Below are 18,118 nucleotides of genomic sequence, written 5' to 3'. Positions count from 1 at the left end.
CAGGCGATGCCGACTTGGGGGCGCGTCGTTGGGTCAGCTTCCGAGAAGCTCACTCAGGGCGGTGCGTCGGGCGTCCTCGACCGCGGCGGCCAGATTCCGGATGAGGAGGACGAGCCAGCCGAGCACTACGCCCGCGACGAACATCTCCATCGCCGTCATGTTGTAGTAGCCCAGCGGGTACCAGAGGACGACGGCGAGCACAGCTCCCCCGAGCATGACGAAGCCCGTGACCTGGAACGTTCGGCTCACGCCGGGAAGCCACCACGGCAGGCCGACGACGAGGACGACGAAGGTGCCCGACATCGACGTCGCGAAGATGTTGTGGCCAGGCATGTACACGTCGACCGGCACGAGCCCGGTTCCGGTGAGCATGAGCCCCATGAGCACGAGGCACGCAAAGACCGGGCGGGTGCGGACGTCGGTCGTGCGCCCCGGCCGGCGCCCCCGCCGGGCGAGGCCGTGGTCGGCGCTCAGGCTCGCGAACCTGTCGGCCCGGAAGGCCGCAAGTGCCTGGATGTCGCGCGTGACGTACTCCGCGAGCATCGTGATCACAATCCCGCCCGTCACGAGCGTGACGTTGAACGTCCAGGCCACCCCGCTGTTGGCCGCGCCGAGCGCGCTGAAGTTGATCTCCCACCAGTTGGGGTTCTTCGTCGTCACCATCGAGGTGAGCACTCCTGCGGCCAGGTACGTCGCGAGGAGGTTCGAGAGCAGATAGCTGTTCATCCGCGCGCCGGACTGGTACGTCGCGTAGGCGGAGAGCCCGCCCACGACCGCGGCCTCGATCGCGCCGGCGAAGGGATCGAACGTGAGGTCGCCGAAGGCCTGCTGGAAGATGCGGAACCCCGCCCACGCGGCCATGAACGCGATCGCCCCATGGACCACGGCAAGGGCCAGCACCCCGAGATAGCGGCGCCACGCGGGCCGTTCGACGAGCCAATGGTGCTGCGGATGGTCAAAAGTGTGCCGATAGGCCAGCGGCAGCACTATCACGGCGACGGCGCCGCCCACGAGACCCGCGACGTCTCCCACGCCGTGGTCCCCCGAAAGGGACGGGCGCCGTCCGGCGAACGCGATGAACGCGGCGACAAAGCTCACGACGACGGCGAGCCCCGCCATCTGCACGGCGCGCGCCTCGGTACGGACCGCCGACGTCGGCGGAAACGGCAGGCTCGGGCGGACTTCCCGGATTTCCTCCGCTTCCGGCGCCGGCTCGACGGCCTCCGCGGAACGCGGATCCGTCGTCATCCGAGCCTCCTGTACCACTCGCCGTCGTAGCCCACCGGACGGAAGCCGAGCGCCTCGTTGATGGCGAGCATGGGCCGATTCTCCTCCGCGTTGAACGTGACGACCTTGCGCGCCGTCGGGAACCGGTCCCGGTAGGCGTTCAGATTCGCGAGCTTGATGAGCGTCCCGAGCAGGTGGCCGCGGTGCTCGGGCGCGACGAGCGTGTCGTCCTGATCCGCAACGTCCTCCTTGCCTGACCTGATCCAGAGCGAGGTGTAGGCGACGAGCTGGCCGCTAGCCCGGTGCCGCGCGACCGCGTACAGCGGGAGCGTGTTCGCGTCCGAGAGCTGGGCCTCGAGCGACGCCACCCGGTCCGCGTCCCACTCCGCCGACTCGTAGCGATCCACGCCGTACGGGACATCGGTCGACATCCTTCCGAGGAGCACAGCCATCTCCGCCTGGTACTCGACCGGTATGCCTTCCCACACGAGGACCTCGTAGTCCGCCGCCGCAGCCGTCGCTGCCTCCTCCAGCGCCCGCCGCCCGCCGTCGTACTCGCTGAGGATCAGCTCGCTGTAGCGCTCCACCTGGCTCAGCTCGAAGCCCGCTGCGCTCGCGAAGGCAACAGCCCGGGAGTCCGCGGGCAGCGCGCCGTAGCCCGTGGAAGGGACGACGGCGTCCGGGGCCTCCTCGTCGAAGCCCACCGGGTGCTCGGTGAAGGAGTTGAGGATGGTCCTGCTGTAGCGGGCGGCCTCCTCTGTCGCAGCATCGAGGAGGAGCCGCCCGATCCCCCGGCCCGTGAAGTCGTCAAGCACCTCGGCGCGGACCATCGCGCGGTCCCGGTCCTCTTTGAGGGACATCTGGCACCACCCGCGACCTACCATTCGCTCGCCATCGCGCACGAAGAAGAGCGAGGTCAATTCGTAGCTAGTGTCCCGCCAGACGCCCAGGCGGAACGCGGCGGGCGAGCAGCGATCGTCATTCCCCCAGATCTGCCGCTCGATCGCGTCCGTGAGGTCCGAGAACTCCCGGAACTCAGCAGCATCCGCGTCGTAGATCGAGGCCGGCAGACGCAGTCGCTGCACCCGGTACTGGGAGCTCATGGGGCAAGTTTCACAAACGGTGCCACAAAAGCACAACGCCCCTCCCCGCGGGTCGCGGAAAGGGGCGTTATTCGTGCTGAAGTTCAGGCTCCGTGCGTTCCTCAGCCCTCGAGAACCACGCGGGTTGCGTTCGGGTCCACCGGAACGCCGGGGCCGAACGTCGTGGCCACGGTGGCCTTCTGGATGTAGCGGCCCTTCGAAGCGGACGGCTTGAGGCGAAGCACCTCCTCGAGGGCGGCCGCGTAGTTCTCGGCCAGCTGGCGGGCCTCGAACGAGGTCCGGCCGATGATGAAGTGCAGGTTCGAGTGCTTGTCGACGCGGAAGTCGATCTTGCCACCCTTGATGTCCGTGACTGCCTTGGCGACGTCCGGGGTGACCGTGCCGGTCTTCGGGTTCGGCATGAGGTTGCGGGGGCCGAGGATCTTGCCGAGACGGCCGACCTTGCCCATGAGCTCCGGCGTCGCCACGGCGGCGTCGAAGTCCGTCCAACCGCCCTGGATGCGCTCGATCAGGTCGTCCGAACCGACGACGTCGGCGCCGGCAGCCTCGGCGGCCGCTGCCTTGTCGCCCGTCGCGAAGACGACCACGCGGGCGGTCTTGCCGGTGCCGTGCGGGAGGTTGACCGTGCCGCGGACCATCTGGTCCGCCTTACGGGGGTCAACGCCGAGGCGGAACGCGACCTCCACGGTCGAGTCCGTCTTGGACGGGTTGATCTCCTTGGCGAGGGCGATACCCTCGGCCGGCGCGTAGACCTTGCCAGTCTCGATCTTCGCCGACGCTGCCTCGTATGCTTTGCTGCGCTTTGCCATGCTGCTCTGTGTCTCCTTGTGCAGTTGTGGTCCACATGGGCCGCGCTCGGCCCTGCCACGGACGACGGCGGAAATCACCGTGCGTCTTTTGTCTTCAGTTGTGTGCCGTGACGGCAATCAGCCCTCGCTGTAGTTCACTTTCGAGGGCCTTGCGGGGTTCGCTGCGGGCAGGTGCCGAAAGGCGTGTTGGCCTCCGCTCCTACCCTCCGCTCACGCCTCAGCCCTCGACGGTGATACCCATCGAACGGGCCGTACCCGCGATGATCTTCTTCGCGGCCTCGACGTCGTTCGCGTTGAGGTCCTCGAGCTTCGTCTTGGCGATCTCCTCGACCTGAGCGTCGGTGAGCTTCGCAACCTTCACGGTGTGCGGGGTCGCGGAACCCTTGGGGACGCCCGCAGCCTTCTTGATGAGCTCGGCAGCAGGCGGCGTCTTCGTGATGAAGGTGAAGGAGCGGTCTTCGTAGACCGTGATCTCCACGGGGATGACGTTGCCACGCTGGGACTCCGTCGCGGCGTTGTACGCCTTGCAGAATTCCATGATGTTGACACCGTGCTGACCAAGCGCCGGACCGATCGGCGGAGCCGGGTTGGCGGCGCCTGCCTGGATCTGCAGCTTGATGAGGCCGGTGACCTTCTTCTTGGGAGCCATTGAGGATCCTTCTCTTTCATTGCTTCCTGAGCAGCAGGAGCGCCGCCCAGGTGATGACTGCCCTGGCCAGACAGTCGGCCGCCCCGGGGCCGGCAAAGCGGGCCGTCCCCGGGGCGAAGTCTTCAGTTGGGATCAGATCTTGGAGACCTGGTTGAACGCGAGGGTCACGGGGGTCTCACGCTCGAAGATCGAGACCAGGACGACGAGCGTCTGCGACTCGGGCTTGATCTCGGAGATCGTCGCGGGAAGCGTCTCGAACGGACCTTCCTTGACGATGACCGACTCGCCGACCTCGAAGTCGACGCTGACGGGAGCGCTCGGCTGGCGGCCGCCACCCTTGCCAGAAGCCTTGGCCTCGGCCTGCTGCTCCTGCTCGAACACTGGCGCGAGCATCGTGAAGACCTCGTCGAGCCGCAGCGGCACCGGGTTGTGGGCGTTGCCCACGAAGCCGGTCACACCCGGAGTATGGCGGACGGCGCCCCACGAGGCGTCGGTGAGATCCATGCGGACGAGGACGTAGCCGGGAATCCGGACGCGCTTGACGATCTTCCGCTGCGCATTCTTGATCTCGACGACTTCCTCCATCGGGACCTGGATCTCGTAGATGAAATCCTCCATGTCCAGCGTCTGGATGCGCGTCTCGAGATTCGCCTTCACGCGGTTCTCGTAGCCTGCGTAGGAGTGGATGACATACCAGTCGCCCGGCTGACGGCGCAGCTTGGCCTTGAAGTCCTCGGCGGCCTTCGCAGCTGCTTCGGCAGGATCGACCGGCTCTTCCTCGCCTGCAGCCGTCGCCTCGGTCTCCTCGCCCTCGGCGACGGTCTCAGCCTCGACTGCGGCAGCGCCGTCGTCGTCCGCGGATTCTGCGGCGACGTCCTCATCCGCAGCGACTTCCTCAGCGGAGGACTCGTCGTCGAACGCGAGATCGACATCGGACGCCGAAGGCGCCGCCCCGGGCACCGGGGCAGCGTCGCTGAAGACCGCGGCCTCAGGGGCCAGAGCCTCGCGCTCGGTATCGCTCTCGTGCTCAGACACTTAGTCTCCTGCTCTCCTCTTGCGACTTAAATGCGAATCCGCACACCACGCCACCGGATCCCTCATCCGATCGGAACATGGTCTGCGGAGACCGCTCGCCTAATGGCTCTGCGACGACCCTGTGAAGACCCAGCCGACACCGAGTCCGAGGAGGAAGTCGAGAACGAAGACGATGACCATCATGACCACCACGAACGCCAGCACCACGAACGTCATGTTCAGGAGCTCCTGCCGGGTAGGCGTGACGACCTTGCGGAGTTCGCCCACGACCTGCCGGAAGAAGAGAGCGATGCGGCCGAAGAAGCCGAGCTTCTTGGCCTGCTTGGCTGGGCGGCCCTGAGAGCTGCTCGCAGCTGTTTCGGTCACCTGTTCCTCGCTCATCCTGGATGCCTGCGGGATCCCCGCTGACGGTTCTTTGGTGCTGGAACGTCCCGGGCTACCGGGACACGCCGTGCGCAGGGCAGACAGGACTCGAACCTGCAACCTGCGGTTTTGGAGACCGCTGCGCTACCAATTGCGCCACTACCCTTCGGTCAGAAAACCGACTCTTCAGCTTACCAAGGATCGGACGCGGCTTGGCCGGGCCGCCTTAGCACCGTCCGCACCGGGGCGCGGCCGACTGAGGCTTCGTTTCTGATACCGGTGGTCCAGTCTACGCACAATCGCCGTCCGCGTCGAACCGGGACCCTCAGTGCAAGGCGGAGCACCTAGAGTAGTGGGCGGGGCATCGCCCCCACGCAAAGCCACAGTCACCGCAAAGCCACCGTCACGCCGATTCCACTCCCATCGAAAGTCAGGAAGAGCCCATGACCTCCGCCCGTGTGTCCCAGCGCATCGGATCCATCGCCGAGTCCGCGACCCTGGCCGTCGATGCGAAGGCGAAGGCGCTCAAGGCGGCTGGGAGGCCCGTCATAGGCTTCGGGGCTGGCGAACCCGACTTCCCGACGCCCGACTACATCGTCGAGGCCGCGATCGAGGCGGCGCGTCAGCCGCGTTTCCACCGCTACTCCCCCGCGGGTGGGCTCCCCGAGCTCAAGCAGGCGATCGCCGAGAAGACGCTCCGCGACTCAGGCTACGAAGCCTCCGCGTCGCAGGTCCTCGTGACCAACGGCGGCAAGCAGGCCGTCTACAACACGTTCGCGACGCTCCTCGACCCGGGTGACGAGGTCCTGCTCCCCACCCCGTATTGGACCACGTATCCCGAGGCGATCCGGCTTGCAGGCGGTGTGCCGGTCGAGGTCTTCGCGGGTCCCGAGCAGGGGTACCTCGTGACCGTCGATCAGCTCGAAGCCGCGATCACCGAGCGCACCAAGGTCCTGCTTTTCGTTTCGCCCTCCAACCCCACGGGCGCCGTCTACGAGCCTGCGCAGGTCAAGGAGATCGGCGAGTGGGCCGCCTCGAAGGGCCTGTGGGTCGTCACCGACGAGATCTACGAGCACCTCACGTATGACGGCGTGCCGTTCACTTCGATTGCGACGGCGGCGCCCGCCCTCGGCGACAAGGTCGTGATCCTCAACGGCGTGGCGAAGACCTACGCCATGACGGGGTGGCGGGTCGGCTGGATGATCGGACCGGCCGACGTCATCAAGGCCGCCACGAATCTGCAGTCGCACGCGACGTCGAACGTCTCGAACGTCTCCCAGATGGCGGCCCTCGCGGCGGTTTCGGGACCGCTCGACGCTGTCGAGGAGATGAAGGTCGCTTTCGACCGCCGCCGCCGCGCCATGGTCGAAAGGCTCTCCTCCATCGAGGGCGTCAACTGCCCCACCCCGCACGGCGCGTTCTACGCCTACCCCGACGTGCGCGGACTGCTGGGCAAGGAGATCGCCGGGGTGCGCCCGACGACGTCCGCCCAGCTCGCCGCGCTCATCCTCGACAAGGTCGAGGTCGCCATTGTTCCCGGCGAGGCATTTGGGCCGAGCGGCTTCGTCCGTCTCTCCTATGCGCTCGGAGACGACGACCTCGCCGAAGGCGTCGGCCGCATCCAGGAGTTCCTGGGCACGGCTCGCTGACCAGTGGAGAGCAGTGGCCGGCCGGCGGATCCCTCCGCCGGCCGGCGCTCGTTCACGGGCATCGTCAATCCGATCGCGGGCCGCGGACGCGCGTTGTCGGCGTGGGCTCCCGTTTCCCGTCTCCTTGAGTCGTCAGGTGCGTCAGTGCGGACCGTGACCACGGGCACCCCGGACGACGTCGGGCGGCTGGCTTCCGAGGCGGTTGCGCGCGGCGACGTCGTGGTCGCCGTGGGCGGGGATGGGAGCGCGCGAGACGTCGCAGCCGCGGTCTCCCGTACGGACGGCCTGTTCGCGCTCGTGCCCGCAGGCCGCGGCAACGGCCTCGCTGCGAAGCTCGCCCTTCCGCGCGACCCCGAAGCGCTGGCGCGGACCCTCCTCACCGCGCCCGAGCGCGCCATCGACTTGCTCGACGTGGACGGTCGGCTCGCGCCGGGCAACGCATACTCGGGGCTCGACGCCGTAGCGAACCTCATGATGAACGACTCCCGCATCCCCTCAGCCGTCGCCTACCGGGTAGCGCCGGTCCTCGCCGTCGTCCGCTGGAATCCCGCCCACTTCGAACTGGACATCGACGGGGTGCAGCACCGTGTCCGCGCCCATCTCGTGGTCATGGCCAACTCGGGCCGTTACGGCCACGGACTCGACGTCGTCCCCGATGCCATCCTCGACGACGGGCTCGTTCACGTCCTCGTCGCGGGCGCGGAAATCTCGAAATGGAGCGTCGCACGATTCATGCGGCTCGCCGCATCCGGGGCGCACGTCAACGAGCCTGGGGTTCGTCGTTTCACGGGCCGTCGGATCACTGTCTCGGCCGATCGCCCCATGCCCCTGTGCCTTGACGGCGACGGCGCGGGTGGCCTTCCCGCCGTCGTGGAGATCCGTCCGCGGGCCCTCCGGGTGATCGCCCCCTGACGCCAAGCGTGCGACGGGGTTACCAGATCCTTCGGTCGGCGGCCCAGCGGCTCAGCTCGTGCCGGTTCGTGAGCTGGAGCTTGCGAAGGACGGCGGAGACGTGCGTCTCGACCGTCTTGACCGAGATGAACAGCTCCTTGGCGACCTCCTTATAGGAGTAGCCCCGGGCGATGAGCCTCATGACTTCGAGCTCGCGGGCCGAAAGCCTGTCGAGCTCGTCGTCCGCCACGGCAGAGGTGCCGAAGGCGTCGAGGACGAAGCCCGCGAGACGCGGGGAGAAGACCGCGTCGCCCTCGGCGACACGGAGCACCGCATCGGTGATCTCCGGCCCCGAGGCCGTCTTCGTCACGTAGCCGCGCGCGCCGGCGCGAATGACGGACACGACGTCCTCTGCTGCATCGGAGACGCTCAAAGCCAGGAATCGGACCTGCGGGATGAGCGCGGCGGAGCGGGTGAGCACCTCGCGGCCCCCGCCCCCGAGGCCACCCGGAAGATGGACGTCGAGAAGCACGACCTGCGGGCGGAGCGCCTCGATGACCGCGACAGCGTCCTCGACCGTGCCAGCCTCGCCCACGACGCGGACCCGCTCGTCGAGGTCCGCTTTGAGCCCCGAGCGGAAGATCGTGTGGTCATCGACGATGACGACCGTGACTGGTTCTCTCATGTCTCCTCCCTTCCCGCGCCGGGCAGATGCAGGCGCACTTCGGTCCCGCCGGCGCCGGAAACAATCGCAGCCTCGCCGCCGTGCCGCCGCATTCGCCCCACGATTGATTCGCGCACGCCGAGTCGGTCGGCGGGCACCTCGTCCAGGTCGAAACCGGGCCCACGGTCCTTGACGAAGACGTCGATGGCCTCGGCGCCAGCCTCGGCGTACACGGACACCGGCCCGCCGCCGTGCCGACCCGCGTTGACCATCGCCTCACGCGCGGCCTGGAGGAGCGCCTCGGCCCGTTCGCGGTGGTCGCCGTCGAGAGGCGCGTCTCCGACACAGACGACGTCGACGGGCTGGCCGTGCGCGTCCTCGACCTCCGCGGCAAGCGCCTTGAGCCGATCCGTGAACGTCCCCTCGCCCTTCCGCGCATCCCGATACAGCCACTCGCGCAGCTCGCGCTCCTGCGCCCGGGCCAGGCGGGTCACGTCGGCCTCGCTCCCCGCACGGCGCTGGATGAGCGCGAGGGTCTGGAGGACCGAATCGTGGAGGTGGGCGGCGATCTCAGCCCGCTCCTCCTCACGCACCCGCGCCGCGCGCTCGGCCCCGAGATCCCGCCAGAACTTGAGGCCCCAGGGCAGTAGCACGAGCGCAACGCCCGCGAGGACTGCCAGCGAGGCAAGCAGGGCAAGACCCAGGACGTTCCACTGACTGCCCGAGACCGCGAGCGCGACGCCCGCTACCACGAGCGCGAGGCCGGCACCGAGCCGGAGCCCGCCGTTCCACCGGCCCGCCCCAGCGCCGCGGACGAGCTGCTCGCGCCGCGAATCGTCGAGCTGCATCCAGGCGAGGGCCGCACCGCCGAGGATCGCAGCGACCGGGACGATCACGCCGAGCGGGACGTCGAACCCGAGCAGGCGGCTGCCGAGTACGAGAGCCCCGAGGAGCAGGACGGCGCCGAGCAGCATCTCCCTCGCGTGCCCGGCGAGCCGCCTCGCTCGCCGCACCTGGGCGGGCGAGGTGAGCTCCGCCGTCGTCCGCGGTGCCTGCGGGCCGGTCACAGCGGGAGCGATGGGCGACGCCGGCCTGCGCCCACCGCGCCGGGCCGCCTCCGCCGCCGTGGGCACCATGATCCAGAGCCAGGCATAGAAAACGATCCCGGCCCCGCCGAGGAGCGACGCGAGGACCATGACCCACCGCACGACGTCGACGCGCACCCCGAGGTGCCGGGCAAGGCCTGAGCAGACTCCCGCGACGAACCGGTCCTCGCCGCGTACAAGCGGCGGCCGGATCTCAAGGGTGTCCATGCCATCAATCCAAGCACGATCGGGCCTTCTCAGGGCCTTGGAACCGGGGTTCCCGGGGACGAATCAGGGTGCTTTCAGGGTTTCACCCCATGGGGAGCGGCGCCCCCGGCCGGAAGGATGGAGGCATGAGCACGGAACAGACTCCTGGGGGTTCCTCCCCCGCCCCCTCCGGCCAGCCTCACGGCAAGGCCGCCGGGTCAGACTTCTTCGGCTGGGTAAGGCGACTCCGCGTCACCCGCGGATCGGACCGCTGGGCCGGTGGAGTCGCGAGTGGCCTCGCGCACCGCTGGGGCGTCGACCCCGTCGTGGTCCGCGGGCTTTTCATCGTGGCAGCGATCTTCCTCGGCGTGGGCGTCCTCGCCTACGGCGTCCTCTGGCTGCTGCTGCCCGAACCGGACGGCCGCATCCACTGCCAGGAGGCCATGCGCGGTCGATGGACGGCAGGCATGACGGGCGGCCTCATCGCGACCATCCTCGGGCTCGGCGGTGCGCGTGCAGGCTTCTGGTTCGGGGATCTGCGTGGAGCGGGCCCGTTCTGGGCGCTCTTCTGGATCGGAGCGGCCGCACTCGCCATCTTCAGCATCTCCCGTTCGCGGCGCGGTCGGCGCTACGGGTGGTACGGGTACGGTCCGAGCCATCACGAGCACCTCACGGATACACGCACCGATGCCGGCACCCAGGGCGCGGATCCGAGCTCGCAGCCTGCGGGCGCCGCCTCTCCGAGCAGCCCGTACACAGGCGGCCCCTACTCGAGCACCCCCTACGCCCGCAGCTATCAGACCACCTCTGGCGAAGGCGCGCCCCCTGTCCCCGGCACTCCCCCAGCGCCCCGCGCAACCGCCGTCCGCACCCGCCGCCCGGGTCCCGGCGGCCCCTTCGCGGCCGTCGTCGTCGGAGTCGCCGTGCTGGTATCGGGCGGACTGCTCGCCCTGCAGACCGCCGGCGTCACCCTCGTCGACCCGAGCACCGGGGCGCTGTGGGCGATCGGAGCCGCGGTCCTCGGCCTGGGGATCGTCGTCGCGGGACTGCGCGGCCGCTCTGGCGGGATCCTCTCGTTCCTCGCGGTCGTAGCCCTCGCCATCGCCGCCACGACCCAGCCGGCCTACGAGCTGAGCCGATCGCGGCAGGTGGGCAATTTCGCACCAGCGAGCGTCCAGCAGGCCCAAACCGGCTATCACATCACGGCAGCCGCGGGCCAGCTCGACCTGAGCCGTCTCGACTCGTCCGGCCCCCTCTCCTCGACGGCCACCGTTCCTGTCGACGCAACCATGAGCCAGCTGCAGATCCGCATTCCCAAGGACGTGCCCGTGCGCGTCGAGGCGGACGCGACCATGAGCAATGTGCAGTTCGGCGACAAGTCCATCGCTGGCATCGGAACGAACGGCGCCGAGACCTACAACGCGGGCCGTACCGGCGGGATCCTTGTGGTGACGGTGCACGCGACCATGAGCAACGTCAACATTCAGCAGGAGCGGTGAAATGAGCACCAGCATCGGACAGCAGGGGAACAAGCAGGGCCCGCGGGTGGGCACGATCGTCTGGGGAGCCGTGGTGGTCGCAATCGCTGGCCTGCTCGTCGCAAGCCGCCTCGGTTGGTTCACGGTGGATCCGAGCGTGGCAGCCGTCGCGATCCTGATCCTCGCGGGCCTCGGGCTCGTCGTCGGCGGCGGACTCGCCGCCGCCCGGAGCCGGCGGGCAGTCGACGGCGGGGAGCCGCCCACGCCCGATACCGAGGACCAGCGCCCGAGCCCGTACGAGACGGGACCCTACGAGGCCCCGTACGAGACGCCCAGCTCTTACAAGGCTCCCGGCTCTTACAAGAGCAACACTCCCACCCAAGACTGAGCTTCCATCCGCACCACTTCGCAACCTAGGAGACACCATGGACTCGTTCTTCAACGCCATTCGATCCACAGGCCTGCGCCGGAGCCCTCGCCGACTTCTCGGCGGCGTCCTCGGCGGCCTCGCCGAGAGGCTCAACGTCGATGTCATGTTCGTCAGGATCGTCTTCATCGTCCTGTGCTTCCTCCCGGGGCCGGCCGTCCTCGCCTACGTGATCGCGTGGGCGCTCCTGCCGGATCCGAACGGGGCGATCATCCTCGAGCGGCTCGTGGGCGGTGGAGGCCGCCGTGCCGTGCGGGGGCCCGGCGATGGCCCGATGGGCTGAGGCAGCGCGGCTCCCAAGCTGGCCCACACCAGATCGGCCTGGCTAAGCAGGGCAGGTCTGGCCAAGCAGGGCGGGTCTGGCCAGGCAAAATCGACAGGCGCAACGGACGACGACGGCAGGCAGCCGCCGTCGTCTGTTGTGGTGTGCATCACGCACCCTGCGCGGCTACAATCGGCTTGGCTCAACGGGGCGCCCAAGCTCACCCACCACGGCTTGCCGCCTCCCACGGCCGGCCGCACCCGGAAAGGCCCTGAATGAAGATCGGCATCCTCACCTCCGGCGGCGACTGCCCCGGCCTCAATGCGGTGATCCGCGGCGCAGTCCTCAAAGGAATCGCAGTGCACGGCCAGGAGTTCGTGGGCTACAAGGACGGCTGGCGCGGCGTCGTCGAGGGCGACATCATCGACATTCCCCGCACCATGGTGCGCGGTATCTCGAAGCAGGGCGGCACGATCCTGGGCACCTCGCGCACGAACCCCTTTGAGAATGGGGGCGGCCCGGAGGTCATCAAGGGCCACATGGACCGCCTCGGCATCGACGCCATGATCGCGATCGGCGGCGAGGGAACCCTCGCCGCGGCCAAGCGCCTCACGGACGCCGGAATCAGGATCGTCGGCGTGCCCAAGACCATCGACAACGACCTCGACGCGACCGACTACACCTTCGGCTTCGACACCGCGGTGGAGATCGCCACCGAGGCGATCGACCGCCTCCGCACCACCGGCGAGTCCCACCACCGCTGCATGGTTGCCGAGGTCATGGGCCGCCACGTCGGCTGGATCGCCCTCCACTCGGGAATGGCCTCGGGAGCCCACGCGATCCTCATCCCCGAACAGCGCGTGAACATCGACCAGATCGTCGAATGGGTCAAACTCGCCCACGACCGTGGCCGCGCACCGCTCGTCGTCGTCGCCGAAGGCTTCACGACCGACACCATGGCGGAAGCCCACTCCGAGCGCGGCCTCGACACGTTCGGCCGGCCGCGCCTCGGAGGCATCGGCGAACGGCTCGCCCCGGAGATCGAGGCCCGCACAGGGATCGAGACCCGCGCAACCGTCCTCGGCCACATCCAGCGCGGCGGCGTCCCCACCGCGTTCGACCGCGTCCTCGCGACCCGCCTCGGCATGGCCGCCATCGACTCCGTGGTCGAGGGCCGCTGGGGCACCATGGTCTCGCTCAACGGCACCGACATCGTCCACGTCGGCTTCGAAGCCGCCCTCGGCCGGCTCAAGACCGTTCCCCAGGACCGGTACGACGAGGCCCGGGTCCTCTTCGGCTAGGGCGGGCTTGAACGACACCTTCCACGAAAGCAGCCGGGGAATCGTCCGGCTGGCGTGGGCGCGCCGCCTTGGACTGCCGGACCTCTCGTTCTCGGACGACGGCGGGCGCCTCCTCGGGTACCGGGACAGCGCCCGCGAGCTCATCGCCGTCGAACTCTTCGGGCAGCTCGCGCTCTCCGGACCCACAGATCTGGTCAATGCAGCAGCGGATCTGGCGGACGATGACTTGCTCGGCGGCGGCGCGCTCCTGCGCGCCGCCGGCCCTGGGGCCCACGCACTCAGCACCGCCGTGCTCGGTTTCGCCGACGACCTGCCCCTCTTCCAGCCGGAGACGGAACCCGAGGTGTCTCGAGGAAATCCCGAGGCTGTCGAACTCGAGACGCGCTGCCCGCCCGATGACGTCAGCTCGGCCGGGATCGAGCGGCGCGAACACAGGTTCACGCTCATGCTCGACGGCGAACCCGTGGCCTGCGCCGCCTACGCCGTGCGCGAGGGTCTCCTCGCAGACCTCGGCGTTCTCGTGGCTCCCAGCTTCCGGGAACGCGGCCTCGGTGCCTTCATGGTGCGCCTCGTCGCCCACGAGGCACTCGCTGAGGGATTCCTCGTGCAGGTTGAAGCGCAGGCGCAGAACGTCGGCGCGTTGCGGCTCGCGGACTCGGTGGGGATCGCGCCCTCAGCCCGCGTGGCCTCCGTCAGGCTACGAAGCCGCTGACGGATTCCTCAATGGCCGAACGTGTTCGGATCGGCCGCGGAAGGCCCCTTCCCGTCCAAGGCGTTGAGGCTCCGGATCTCCTCGGGGCTGAGGTCGAAGTCGAAGACAGCAAGGTTCGCCTCGAGCCGCTCACGTGAGGAAGACTTCGGAATGGCGACGAGGCCCTGCTGCGTGTGCCAGCGCAGGACAGCCTGAGCCGGCGACACGCCGTGCGCCTCCGCGACCGTCACCACAGCCGGTTCGGAAAGCAGCTCTTGGCCACGACCGATCGGGCTGTAGGACTCGGTCACAATCGCATGCGCCTGATGGTAGGCGCGGGCATTGTCCTGGACCCAGTACGGACTCAACTGGATCTGATTCACGTCCGGGCCCACCCCCGTTGTGGTGATGATCGCGTCAAGGTGCTCAGGCGTGAAGTTCGAGACTCCGACCGAGCGCACCTTTCCCTGATCTCGCAGGGCGACGAGCCCTTCCCATGCCTCGACGAATGTTCCCTGGTCAGGGTTGGGCCAGTGCACAAGGAACAGGTCAAGGTACTCGAGGCCCAGTCGGCGCACAGCGTGCTCCCACGCCTCCCGGACGCCGTCGACGCTGTGCCACTCGCGATTGAACTTCGTGGTGACGAAGACGTCCTCGCGGGGAACGCCTGACCGGCGGATCCCCTCACCAACGCCTTCCTCATTGCCGTAGTTCTCCGCAGTGTCGACGTGCCGATAGCCGAGCTCGAAGGCGGTGGCGACGACATCCGCCGCCTCCGAGTTGTCGAGCGGCCAGGTCCCGAGGCCGAGCTGCGGGATGGCGTGTCCGGACGCGAGCTGGATGGTGGGTGCCGAAGAAGTCATGGGCCTAGCCTAGGGTCGGTCGGCCTCGACAGGCGAGGGGGACTCGGCACCCGTAGGCTGCGGAGCGCCAGCGGCGCCCGCAGGGGTCCGCCTCAAGACGTTAGGAGACGAACCTCAGAGGGCGAAGCGCTGGATGAGTTCGTCGCGGCCGAACATCTGCGCCGCCTGCCGAGCAGAAGGAGTTCCGGCGTCGGGATCGGCCCCGAACTCGAGAAGGGCGTCGACGATGTCGGCATAGCCCTTGAAGACCGCCCCCGCGAGCGGTGTCTGGCCGCGGTCATTCGGAGCCTGGACGTCGGCGCCGTGGGCGCCGAGGAGGCGGACGGTGCTGGCGTGGCCATGGTAGGCGGCCAACATGATGAGAGTGTCTCCCGACTGGTTGGCGAGCGACGACGGCGCCCCCGCCTCGAGGTAGGCGCGCAGCGTTGCCTCGTCCCCCGTCCGCGCGGCGTCGAAAAGGCGGGTGGCGAGCTCAATGACGTCAGCGTCTGGCTGGCCGGGGACGGGCTGGGCAGTGCCCGACTGGTCAGTACCTGACCGGCCAGTGCCCGACTCGTTGTCAGTCGGTCGCTGCGCGCGTTCGGTCACGTTTCCTCCTGGGATCACGGGTGGCCGCGCAGCAGGCCGGCGGGCCGGTGCACGACCTGGCCTGCGTCGGGCGCGACGATGAGCTCCTGGGCGGCTGCATACTCCTCGCCCTCGGCCTCGCCGCGGACCACGAGCGTTGCCGAGGCGTCGGTGCTGCGCTTGACGACGGCCAGGGCGATCGGGCCCATCTCGTAGTGGAGGGCCGCCGAGGTGACGCGTCCCACCTGCTTCTCTCCGCCGTCGTCCGCCCGCTGCAGAACGGGGCTCCCGGCCGCTGGGAGCGTGTGGGTAGATCCGTCCAGCTGGAGCATGACGAGCCGCCGCGGAGGATGCCCGAGGTTGTGGACCCGCGCGACGGTCTCCTGGCCCTTGTAGCATCCCTTGGAAAGGTGCACCGCAGTGCGCAGGAGGTCGAGCTCGTGCGGAATGGCCTTGTCGTCCGTCTCGAAGCCCATGCGCGGACGCCAGGCGGCGATGCGGAGCGCCTCCGCCGCCATCGAACCCGCGAGGCTGATGCCCGCAGCGTCAAGCGCGGCAGCAGCGGCGTCGAGCTGGTCGGACCGGACGAGGTGTTCGAACCAAGGACGCTCCAGACCGGGGTGCTGTTCCTCGGACACCGGCGCATAGCTGTATCCGCCGGGCGCGATGTGCGGCCACGGGTCTTCCCAGACCGCGCCGGCGCCGGGGACTCCCGCAAGCGCCTCGAGCCGGCGCGTCGCACCGAGGATGCCCCACTCGTCGCTCACGTCGGCGACCTCGACACGCAACATGAACCGCATCGAGTCGAGCCACGCGGCGAGGCCCTCAGCCTCGGCCGCCTCCACGAGAAGCCAAGCCCGCTCGCCGTCGTCCACGATCCGCGCGTCGTACTCGATACGCCCTTGGACGCTCAGGAGGAGGAGTTCCGCCGACTGGCCCGGGACGAGCCCCGAGACCTGCTGCGAGGACAGGGTCGTGAGCCACGTGAGCCGGTCGGGTCCCGCCACGGTGACGACTCCCCGGAAGGAGAGGTCGACGGCGGCGCTCCCCTCAGCGAGCGCGCGCTGTTCGCGCACGGGGTCGCCGTAGTGAGCGGCCACGCCAGAGTCAGCACCGGACGCCGCGACGGCGCCAGACCGTCCGAGGAGGGGAGAAACGAAGCTCATGACAGTGTCAACGTCCAGACGTTCGAATTCAGTCCGTGGAAGGCAGAGAATCTCACTCTGTGGGCTGCTGCGGCGTCTCGGGCGCGGCCACGCGGTGAAGGATCGCCGAGGCGTGGGGCGCGAGGGGCGATCCGCCCGAGGCGACATCCCAGCGCCAGAACAGGTCCCCGTTGACCAGCCCGAGGATGCGCGTCGCGGCCGAATAGTCGTGGCTGTGGGCTCCGCGCATGACGGCATCGGTGCTGAGGTGGATCTGGGGGCCCTTGATCTGGCCGTAGTACAGCTCGGCGATGCTCCCCGGGTGGAGGATCGTGACGGCTATGTCGAAGCCCCCGTCCGCGTTGCGGAGCCGCTCGACCTCGTCCGCCGACTTGTAGGCCGGCACGATGTCGGCCGGAGCGAGGCCCGGACCGCCGTCGGCATCCTGCAGCGGGCGATCCAGCTGCCAATAGCCCGTCTCGACCGAGAGGGGGCGCAGCTTTGCGCCGTTCTCGTCACAGAGCCAGCTCTCGGCCTTGTACTCGAGGTACGGAAAGCCGTGCTGCGCGAACGTGACGTGCTGCCCGAAGTGCTCGTCACCCGCCTCGCCCGCGCCGAGACGCCCACGGCCTTCCCACTCCCCGATGAGCCACGACAACGGCACGAGCTCGGGGGTGAGTCCGGTCGGGATCTCGATGGGCACGGTGGTCTCCGTGAAGGTCAGCGCTGGCCGCGGAACAGCCCGAGGATCGCGTACACGGCGAACCACGCCATCGAGACGCCGGCGATCACGAGGAGGACGAGGAAGAGGATTTCCCAGGCAAGAACAGACATAGCGCCATCGTAACGCCTCCCCCAGAGCACGCGGCTCGCATGACGGCTCAGTAGATGAGGAGCTTGTCGATGAAATAGGCGAGCGACCCGACCGCGAGCACCGGCCCGAGGGCAAGCGCGACGAGGCCCGGCCGGGGCATCGGCCGCAGGCGCGTGCGGTTGAGGCGGCGCACCGCCGCGAGGACTGCGCCGATGAGGACGCCAGCGGCTGTGGCAGGAATCACGGTCACGCCCGTGAGCACGAGCGCGGCGAGGGGCGCGGCGAGCCCCGCGAAGACGATCGCGAGAGGCGCAACGATGGTGTCCGGCCAGTTGATCGCCCCGACCAGGAGCGCCACGGCCGTGCTGATGCCTGCCACGAGGAGCATCGAGCCCATGCCGGTGAAGCGGGCGGTCGCGATCCAGCCCGCGCCGAGGGCGCAGAGCAGGACGCCGGAGCTAGCCCCGAGCGTGGATTCGAGCCGGTGCGACTGCCCGGTTCCGCGGATCAGCTGGACGACGATGACGGCTATGATCCCGAAGGCGATGACCGAAGGCGTCCAGGAGAGGTACTCGGGACCGCTTGCCGCCGCCGCGGCGATGCCCGAGACCGCCCCTGAGAGCGCGAGGATGACTCCGTTGGTCCGCTTGGCCGGGATGCCGAGGAAGAACGGCCACCCGAGCCCCGCGCCGACAGAGAGGACGACGGCGACCGCTGCCTGCGCGAAAGGCCCCCCGAGGCTCGACACGACGAGTGCGAAAGTGCCCGCCACGCCGATGCCCGCGGCTGTCGCGCCTCCGATCCACGTCTTCACACCGCCATCCTTCCATAGCGCTCCACGTATACTCGTTCAAATAGGAACGACCTGCCCGACGCTGTGCAGCCTGC

At 69.0% G+C, this 18,118-nt stretch carries 20 protein-coding genes and 1 tRNA gene; 7 read left to right on the top strand and 14 right to left on the bottom strand.

The features are described from left to right. Window positions 1–33: 33 nt before the first annotated feature. The 7 genes from L0M17_RS04655 to L0M17_RS04625 form a co-directional block, all read right to left on the bottom strand. On the bottom strand, window positions 34–1,248 hold the full coding sequence (locus L0M17_RS04655) for a hypothetical protein (protein WP_241051953.1): 1,215 nt from the start codon (window positions 1,246–1,248) through the stop codon (window positions 34–36). Beyond that, a complete protein-coding gene (locus L0M17_RS04650; protein WP_241051951.1) occupies window positions 1,245–2,330 on the bottom strand; it encodes a GNAT family protein in 1,086 nt (361 codons plus the stop codon). Before L0M17_RS04650 ends, L0M17_RS04655 begins: the two co-directional genes overlap by 4 nt. 101 nt (window positions 2,331–2,431) lie before the next feature. Next, window positions 2,432–3,139 (bottom strand): 50S ribosomal protein L1, encoded by a 708-nt coding sequence (rplA, locus tag L0M17_RS04645; protein ID WP_241051950.1) that lies wholly within the window; start codon window positions 3,137–3,139, stop codon window positions 2,432–2,434. A gap of 217 nt (window positions 3,140–3,356) precedes the next feature. Further along, on the bottom strand, window positions 3,357–3,788 hold the full coding sequence (rplK, locus tag L0M17_RS04640) for a 50S ribosomal protein L11 (protein WP_043119418.1): 432 nt from the start codon (window positions 3,786–3,788) through the stop codon (window positions 3,357–3,359). Between the two features lie 132 nt (window positions 3,789–3,920). Then, entirely contained in the window at window positions 3,921–4,823 is a 903-nt protein-coding gene (gene nusG / locus L0M17_RS04635; protein WP_241051933.1) for a transcription termination/antitermination protein NusG, read from the bottom strand. A 99-nt stretch (window positions 4,824–4,922) separates the two neighbouring features. After that, window positions 4,923–5,204, bottom strand: a complete 282-nt coding sequence (gene secE / locus L0M17_RS04630) for a preprotein translocase subunit SecE (protein ID WP_241051919.1) — start codon at window positions 5,202–5,204, stop codon at window positions 4,923–4,925. A 75-nt stretch (window positions 5,205–5,279) separates the two neighbouring features. Beyond that, window positions 5,280–5,352, bottom strand: a tRNA-Trp gene (locus L0M17_RS04625). A gap of 277 nt (window positions 5,353–5,629) precedes the next feature. Here L0M17_RS04625 and L0M17_RS04620 point away from each other — a divergent pair. Together L0M17_RS04620 and L0M17_RS22620 are read left to right on the top strand one after the other, a co-directional pair. Then, on the top strand, window positions 5,630–6,835 hold the full coding sequence (locus L0M17_RS04620) for a pyridoxal phosphate-dependent aminotransferase (protein WP_241051916.1): 1,206 nt from the start codon (window positions 5,630–5,632) through the stop codon (window positions 6,833–6,835). 3 nt (window positions 6,836–6,838) lie between these two features. Further along, complete coding sequence (locus tag L0M17_RS22620; protein WP_241051915.1) at window positions 6,839–7,747, top strand: diacylglycerol/lipid kinase family protein; 909 nt, start codon at window positions 6,839–6,841, stop codon at window positions 7,745–7,747. 19 nt (window positions 7,748–7,766) lie between these two features. Here the strand turns inward: L0M17_RS22620 and L0M17_RS04610 are convergent, their stop codons facing one another. Together L0M17_RS04610 and L0M17_RS04605 are read right to left on the bottom strand one after the other, a co-directional pair. Next, on the bottom strand, window positions 7,767–8,411 hold the full coding sequence (locus tag L0M17_RS04610) for a LuxR C-terminal-related transcriptional regulator (protein WP_241051911.1): 645 nt from the start codon (window positions 8,409–8,411) through the stop codon (window positions 7,767–7,769). Next, on the bottom strand, window positions 8,408–9,703 hold the full coding sequence (locus L0M17_RS04605) for an ATP-binding protein (protein ID WP_241051908.1): 1,296 nt from the start codon (window positions 9,701–9,703) through the stop codon (window positions 8,408–8,410). Before L0M17_RS04605 ends, L0M17_RS04610 begins: the two co-directional genes overlap by 4 nt. Window positions 9,704–9,828: 125 nt before the next feature. Here L0M17_RS04605 and L0M17_RS04600 point away from each other — a divergent pair, with 125 nt between their 5' ends. From L0M17_RS04600 to L0M17_RS04580, 5 genes are all read left to right on the top strand, one after another. Beyond that, window positions 9,829–11,181 (top strand): PspC domain-containing protein, encoded by a 1,353-nt coding sequence (locus L0M17_RS04600; protein ID WP_241051895.1) that lies wholly within the window; start codon window positions 9,829–9,831, stop codon window positions 11,179–11,181. A 1-nt stretch (window position 11,182) separates the two neighbouring features. Then, complete coding sequence (locus L0M17_RS04595; RefSeq protein WP_241051881.1) at window positions 11,183–11,548, top strand: hypothetical protein; 366 nt, start codon at window positions 11,183–11,185, stop codon at window positions 11,546–11,548. A gap of 37 nt (window positions 11,549–11,585) precedes the next feature. Further along, a complete protein-coding gene (locus L0M17_RS04590; protein ID WP_241051874.1) occupies window positions 11,586–11,870 on the top strand; it encodes a PspC domain-containing protein in 285 nt (94 codons plus the stop codon). Between the two features lie 254 nt (window positions 11,871–12,124). After that, a complete protein-coding gene (locus L0M17_RS04585) occupies window positions 12,125–13,150 on the top strand; it encodes a 6-phosphofructokinase (RefSeq protein WP_241051858.1) in 1,026 nt (341 codons plus the stop codon). Between the two features lie 7 nt (window positions 13,151–13,157). After that, window positions 13,158–13,862, top strand: coding sequence for a GNAT family N-acetyltransferase (locus L0M17_RS04580; protein ID WP_241051850.1), 705 nt, complete (start codon window positions 13,158–13,160; stop codon window positions 13,860–13,862). Window positions 13,863–13,870: 8 nt separating this feature from the next. Here the strand turns inward: L0M17_RS04580 and L0M17_RS04575 are convergent, their stop codons facing one another. The 5 genes from L0M17_RS04575 to L0M17_RS04555 form a co-directional block, all read right to left on the bottom strand. Further along, window positions 13,871–14,704 carry an aldo/keto reductase gene (locus L0M17_RS04575; RefSeq protein ID WP_241051848.1) on the bottom strand — a complete coding sequence of 278 codons (834 nt, stop codon included), beginning with the start codon at window positions 14,702–14,704 and terminating at the stop codon, window positions 13,871–13,873. Between the two features lie 114 nt (window positions 14,705–14,818). Further along, window positions 14,819–15,181 (bottom strand): ankyrin repeat domain-containing protein, encoded by a 363-nt coding sequence (locus tag L0M17_RS04570; protein WP_241056308.1) that lies wholly within the window; start codon window positions 15,179–15,181, stop codon window positions 14,819–14,821. A 125-nt stretch (window positions 15,182–15,306) separates the two neighbouring features. Continuing rightward, on the bottom strand, window positions 15,307–16,437 hold the full coding sequence (gene ygfZ / locus L0M17_RS04565; protein ID WP_241051842.1) for a CAF17-like 4Fe-4S cluster assembly/insertion protein YgfZ: 1,131 nt from the start codon (window positions 16,435–16,437) through the stop codon (window positions 15,307–15,309). A 52-nt stretch (window positions 16,438–16,489) separates the two neighbouring features. After that, entirely contained in the window at window positions 16,490–17,119 is a 630-nt protein-coding gene (locus L0M17_RS04560; protein ID WP_241051840.1) for a nitrobindin family protein, read from the bottom strand. Between the two features lie 178 nt (window positions 17,120–17,297). Continuing rightward, complete coding sequence (locus tag L0M17_RS04555) at window positions 17,298–18,044, bottom strand: permease (RefSeq protein ID WP_241051838.1); 747 nt, start codon at window positions 18,042–18,044, stop codon at window positions 17,298–17,300. Window positions 18,045–18,118: the final 74 nt, after the last annotated feature.

It is taken from the genome of Sinomonas terrae, assembly GCF_022539255.1.
Classification (GTDB): Bacteria; Actinomycetota; Actinomycetes; order Actinomycetales; family Micrococcaceae; genus Sinomonas; species Sinomonas terrae.
The sequence above is the reverse complement of the archived record's forward strand: the minus strand, read 5'-3'. Positions and strand labels throughout refer to the sequence as shown.

Excerpts from the sequence above, each read along its gene's own strand:
- L0M17_RS04655 (WP_241051953.1), bottom strand. The coding sequence starts at position 1,248 with ATGACGACGGATCCGCGTTCCGCGGAGGCCGTCGAGCCGGCGCCGGAA.
- L0M17_RS04650 (WP_241051951.1), bottom strand. The coding sequence starts at position 2,330 with ATGAGCTCCCAGTACCGGGTGCAGCGACTGCGTCTGCCGGCCTCGATC.
- rplA (WP_241051950.1), bottom strand. The coding sequence starts at position 3,139 with ATGGCAAAGCGCAGCAAAGCATACGAGGCAGCGTCGGCGAAGATCGAG.
- rplK (WP_043119418.1), bottom strand. The coding sequence starts at position 3,788 with ATGGCTCCCAAGAAGAAGGTCACCGGCCTCATCAAGCTGCAGATCCAG.
- secE (WP_241051919.1), bottom strand. The coding sequence starts at position 5,204 with ATGAGCGAGGAACAGGTGACCGAAACAGCTGCGAGCAGCTCTCAGGGC.
- L0M17_RS04620 (WP_241051916.1), top strand. The coding sequence starts at position 5,630 with ATGACCTCCGCCCGTGTGTCCCAGCGCATCGGATCCATCGCCGAGTCC.
- L0M17_RS04610 (WP_241051911.1), bottom strand. The coding sequence starts at position 8,411 with ATGAGAGAACCAGTCACGGTCGTCATCGTCGATGACCACACGATCTTC.
- L0M17_RS04605 (WP_241051908.1), bottom strand. The coding sequence starts at position 9,703 with ATGGACACCCTTGAGATCCGGCCGCCGCTTGTACGCGGCGAGGACCGG.
- L0M17_RS04600 (WP_241051895.1), top strand. The coding sequence starts at position 9,829 with ATGAGCACGGAACAGACTCCTGGGGGTTCCTCCCCCGCCCCCTCCGGC.
- L0M17_RS04595 (WP_241051881.1), top strand. The coding sequence starts at position 11,183 with ATGAGCACCAGCATCGGACAGCAGGGGAACAAGCAGGGCCCGCGGGTG.
- L0M17_RS04590 (WP_241051874.1), top strand. The coding sequence starts at position 11,586 with ATGGACTCGTTCTTCAACGCCATTCGATCCACAGGCCTGCGCCGGAGC.
- L0M17_RS04585 (WP_241051858.1), top strand. The coding sequence starts at position 12,125 with ATGAAGATCGGCATCCTCACCTCCGGCGGCGACTGCCCCGGCCTCAAT.
- L0M17_RS04575 (WP_241051848.1), bottom strand. The coding sequence starts at position 14,704 with ATGACTTCTTCGGCACCCACCATCCAGCTCGCGTCCGGACACGCCATC.
- ygfZ (WP_241051842.1), bottom strand. The coding sequence starts at position 16,437 with ATGAGCTTCGTTTCTCCCCTCCTCGGACGGTCTGGCGCCGTCGCGGCG.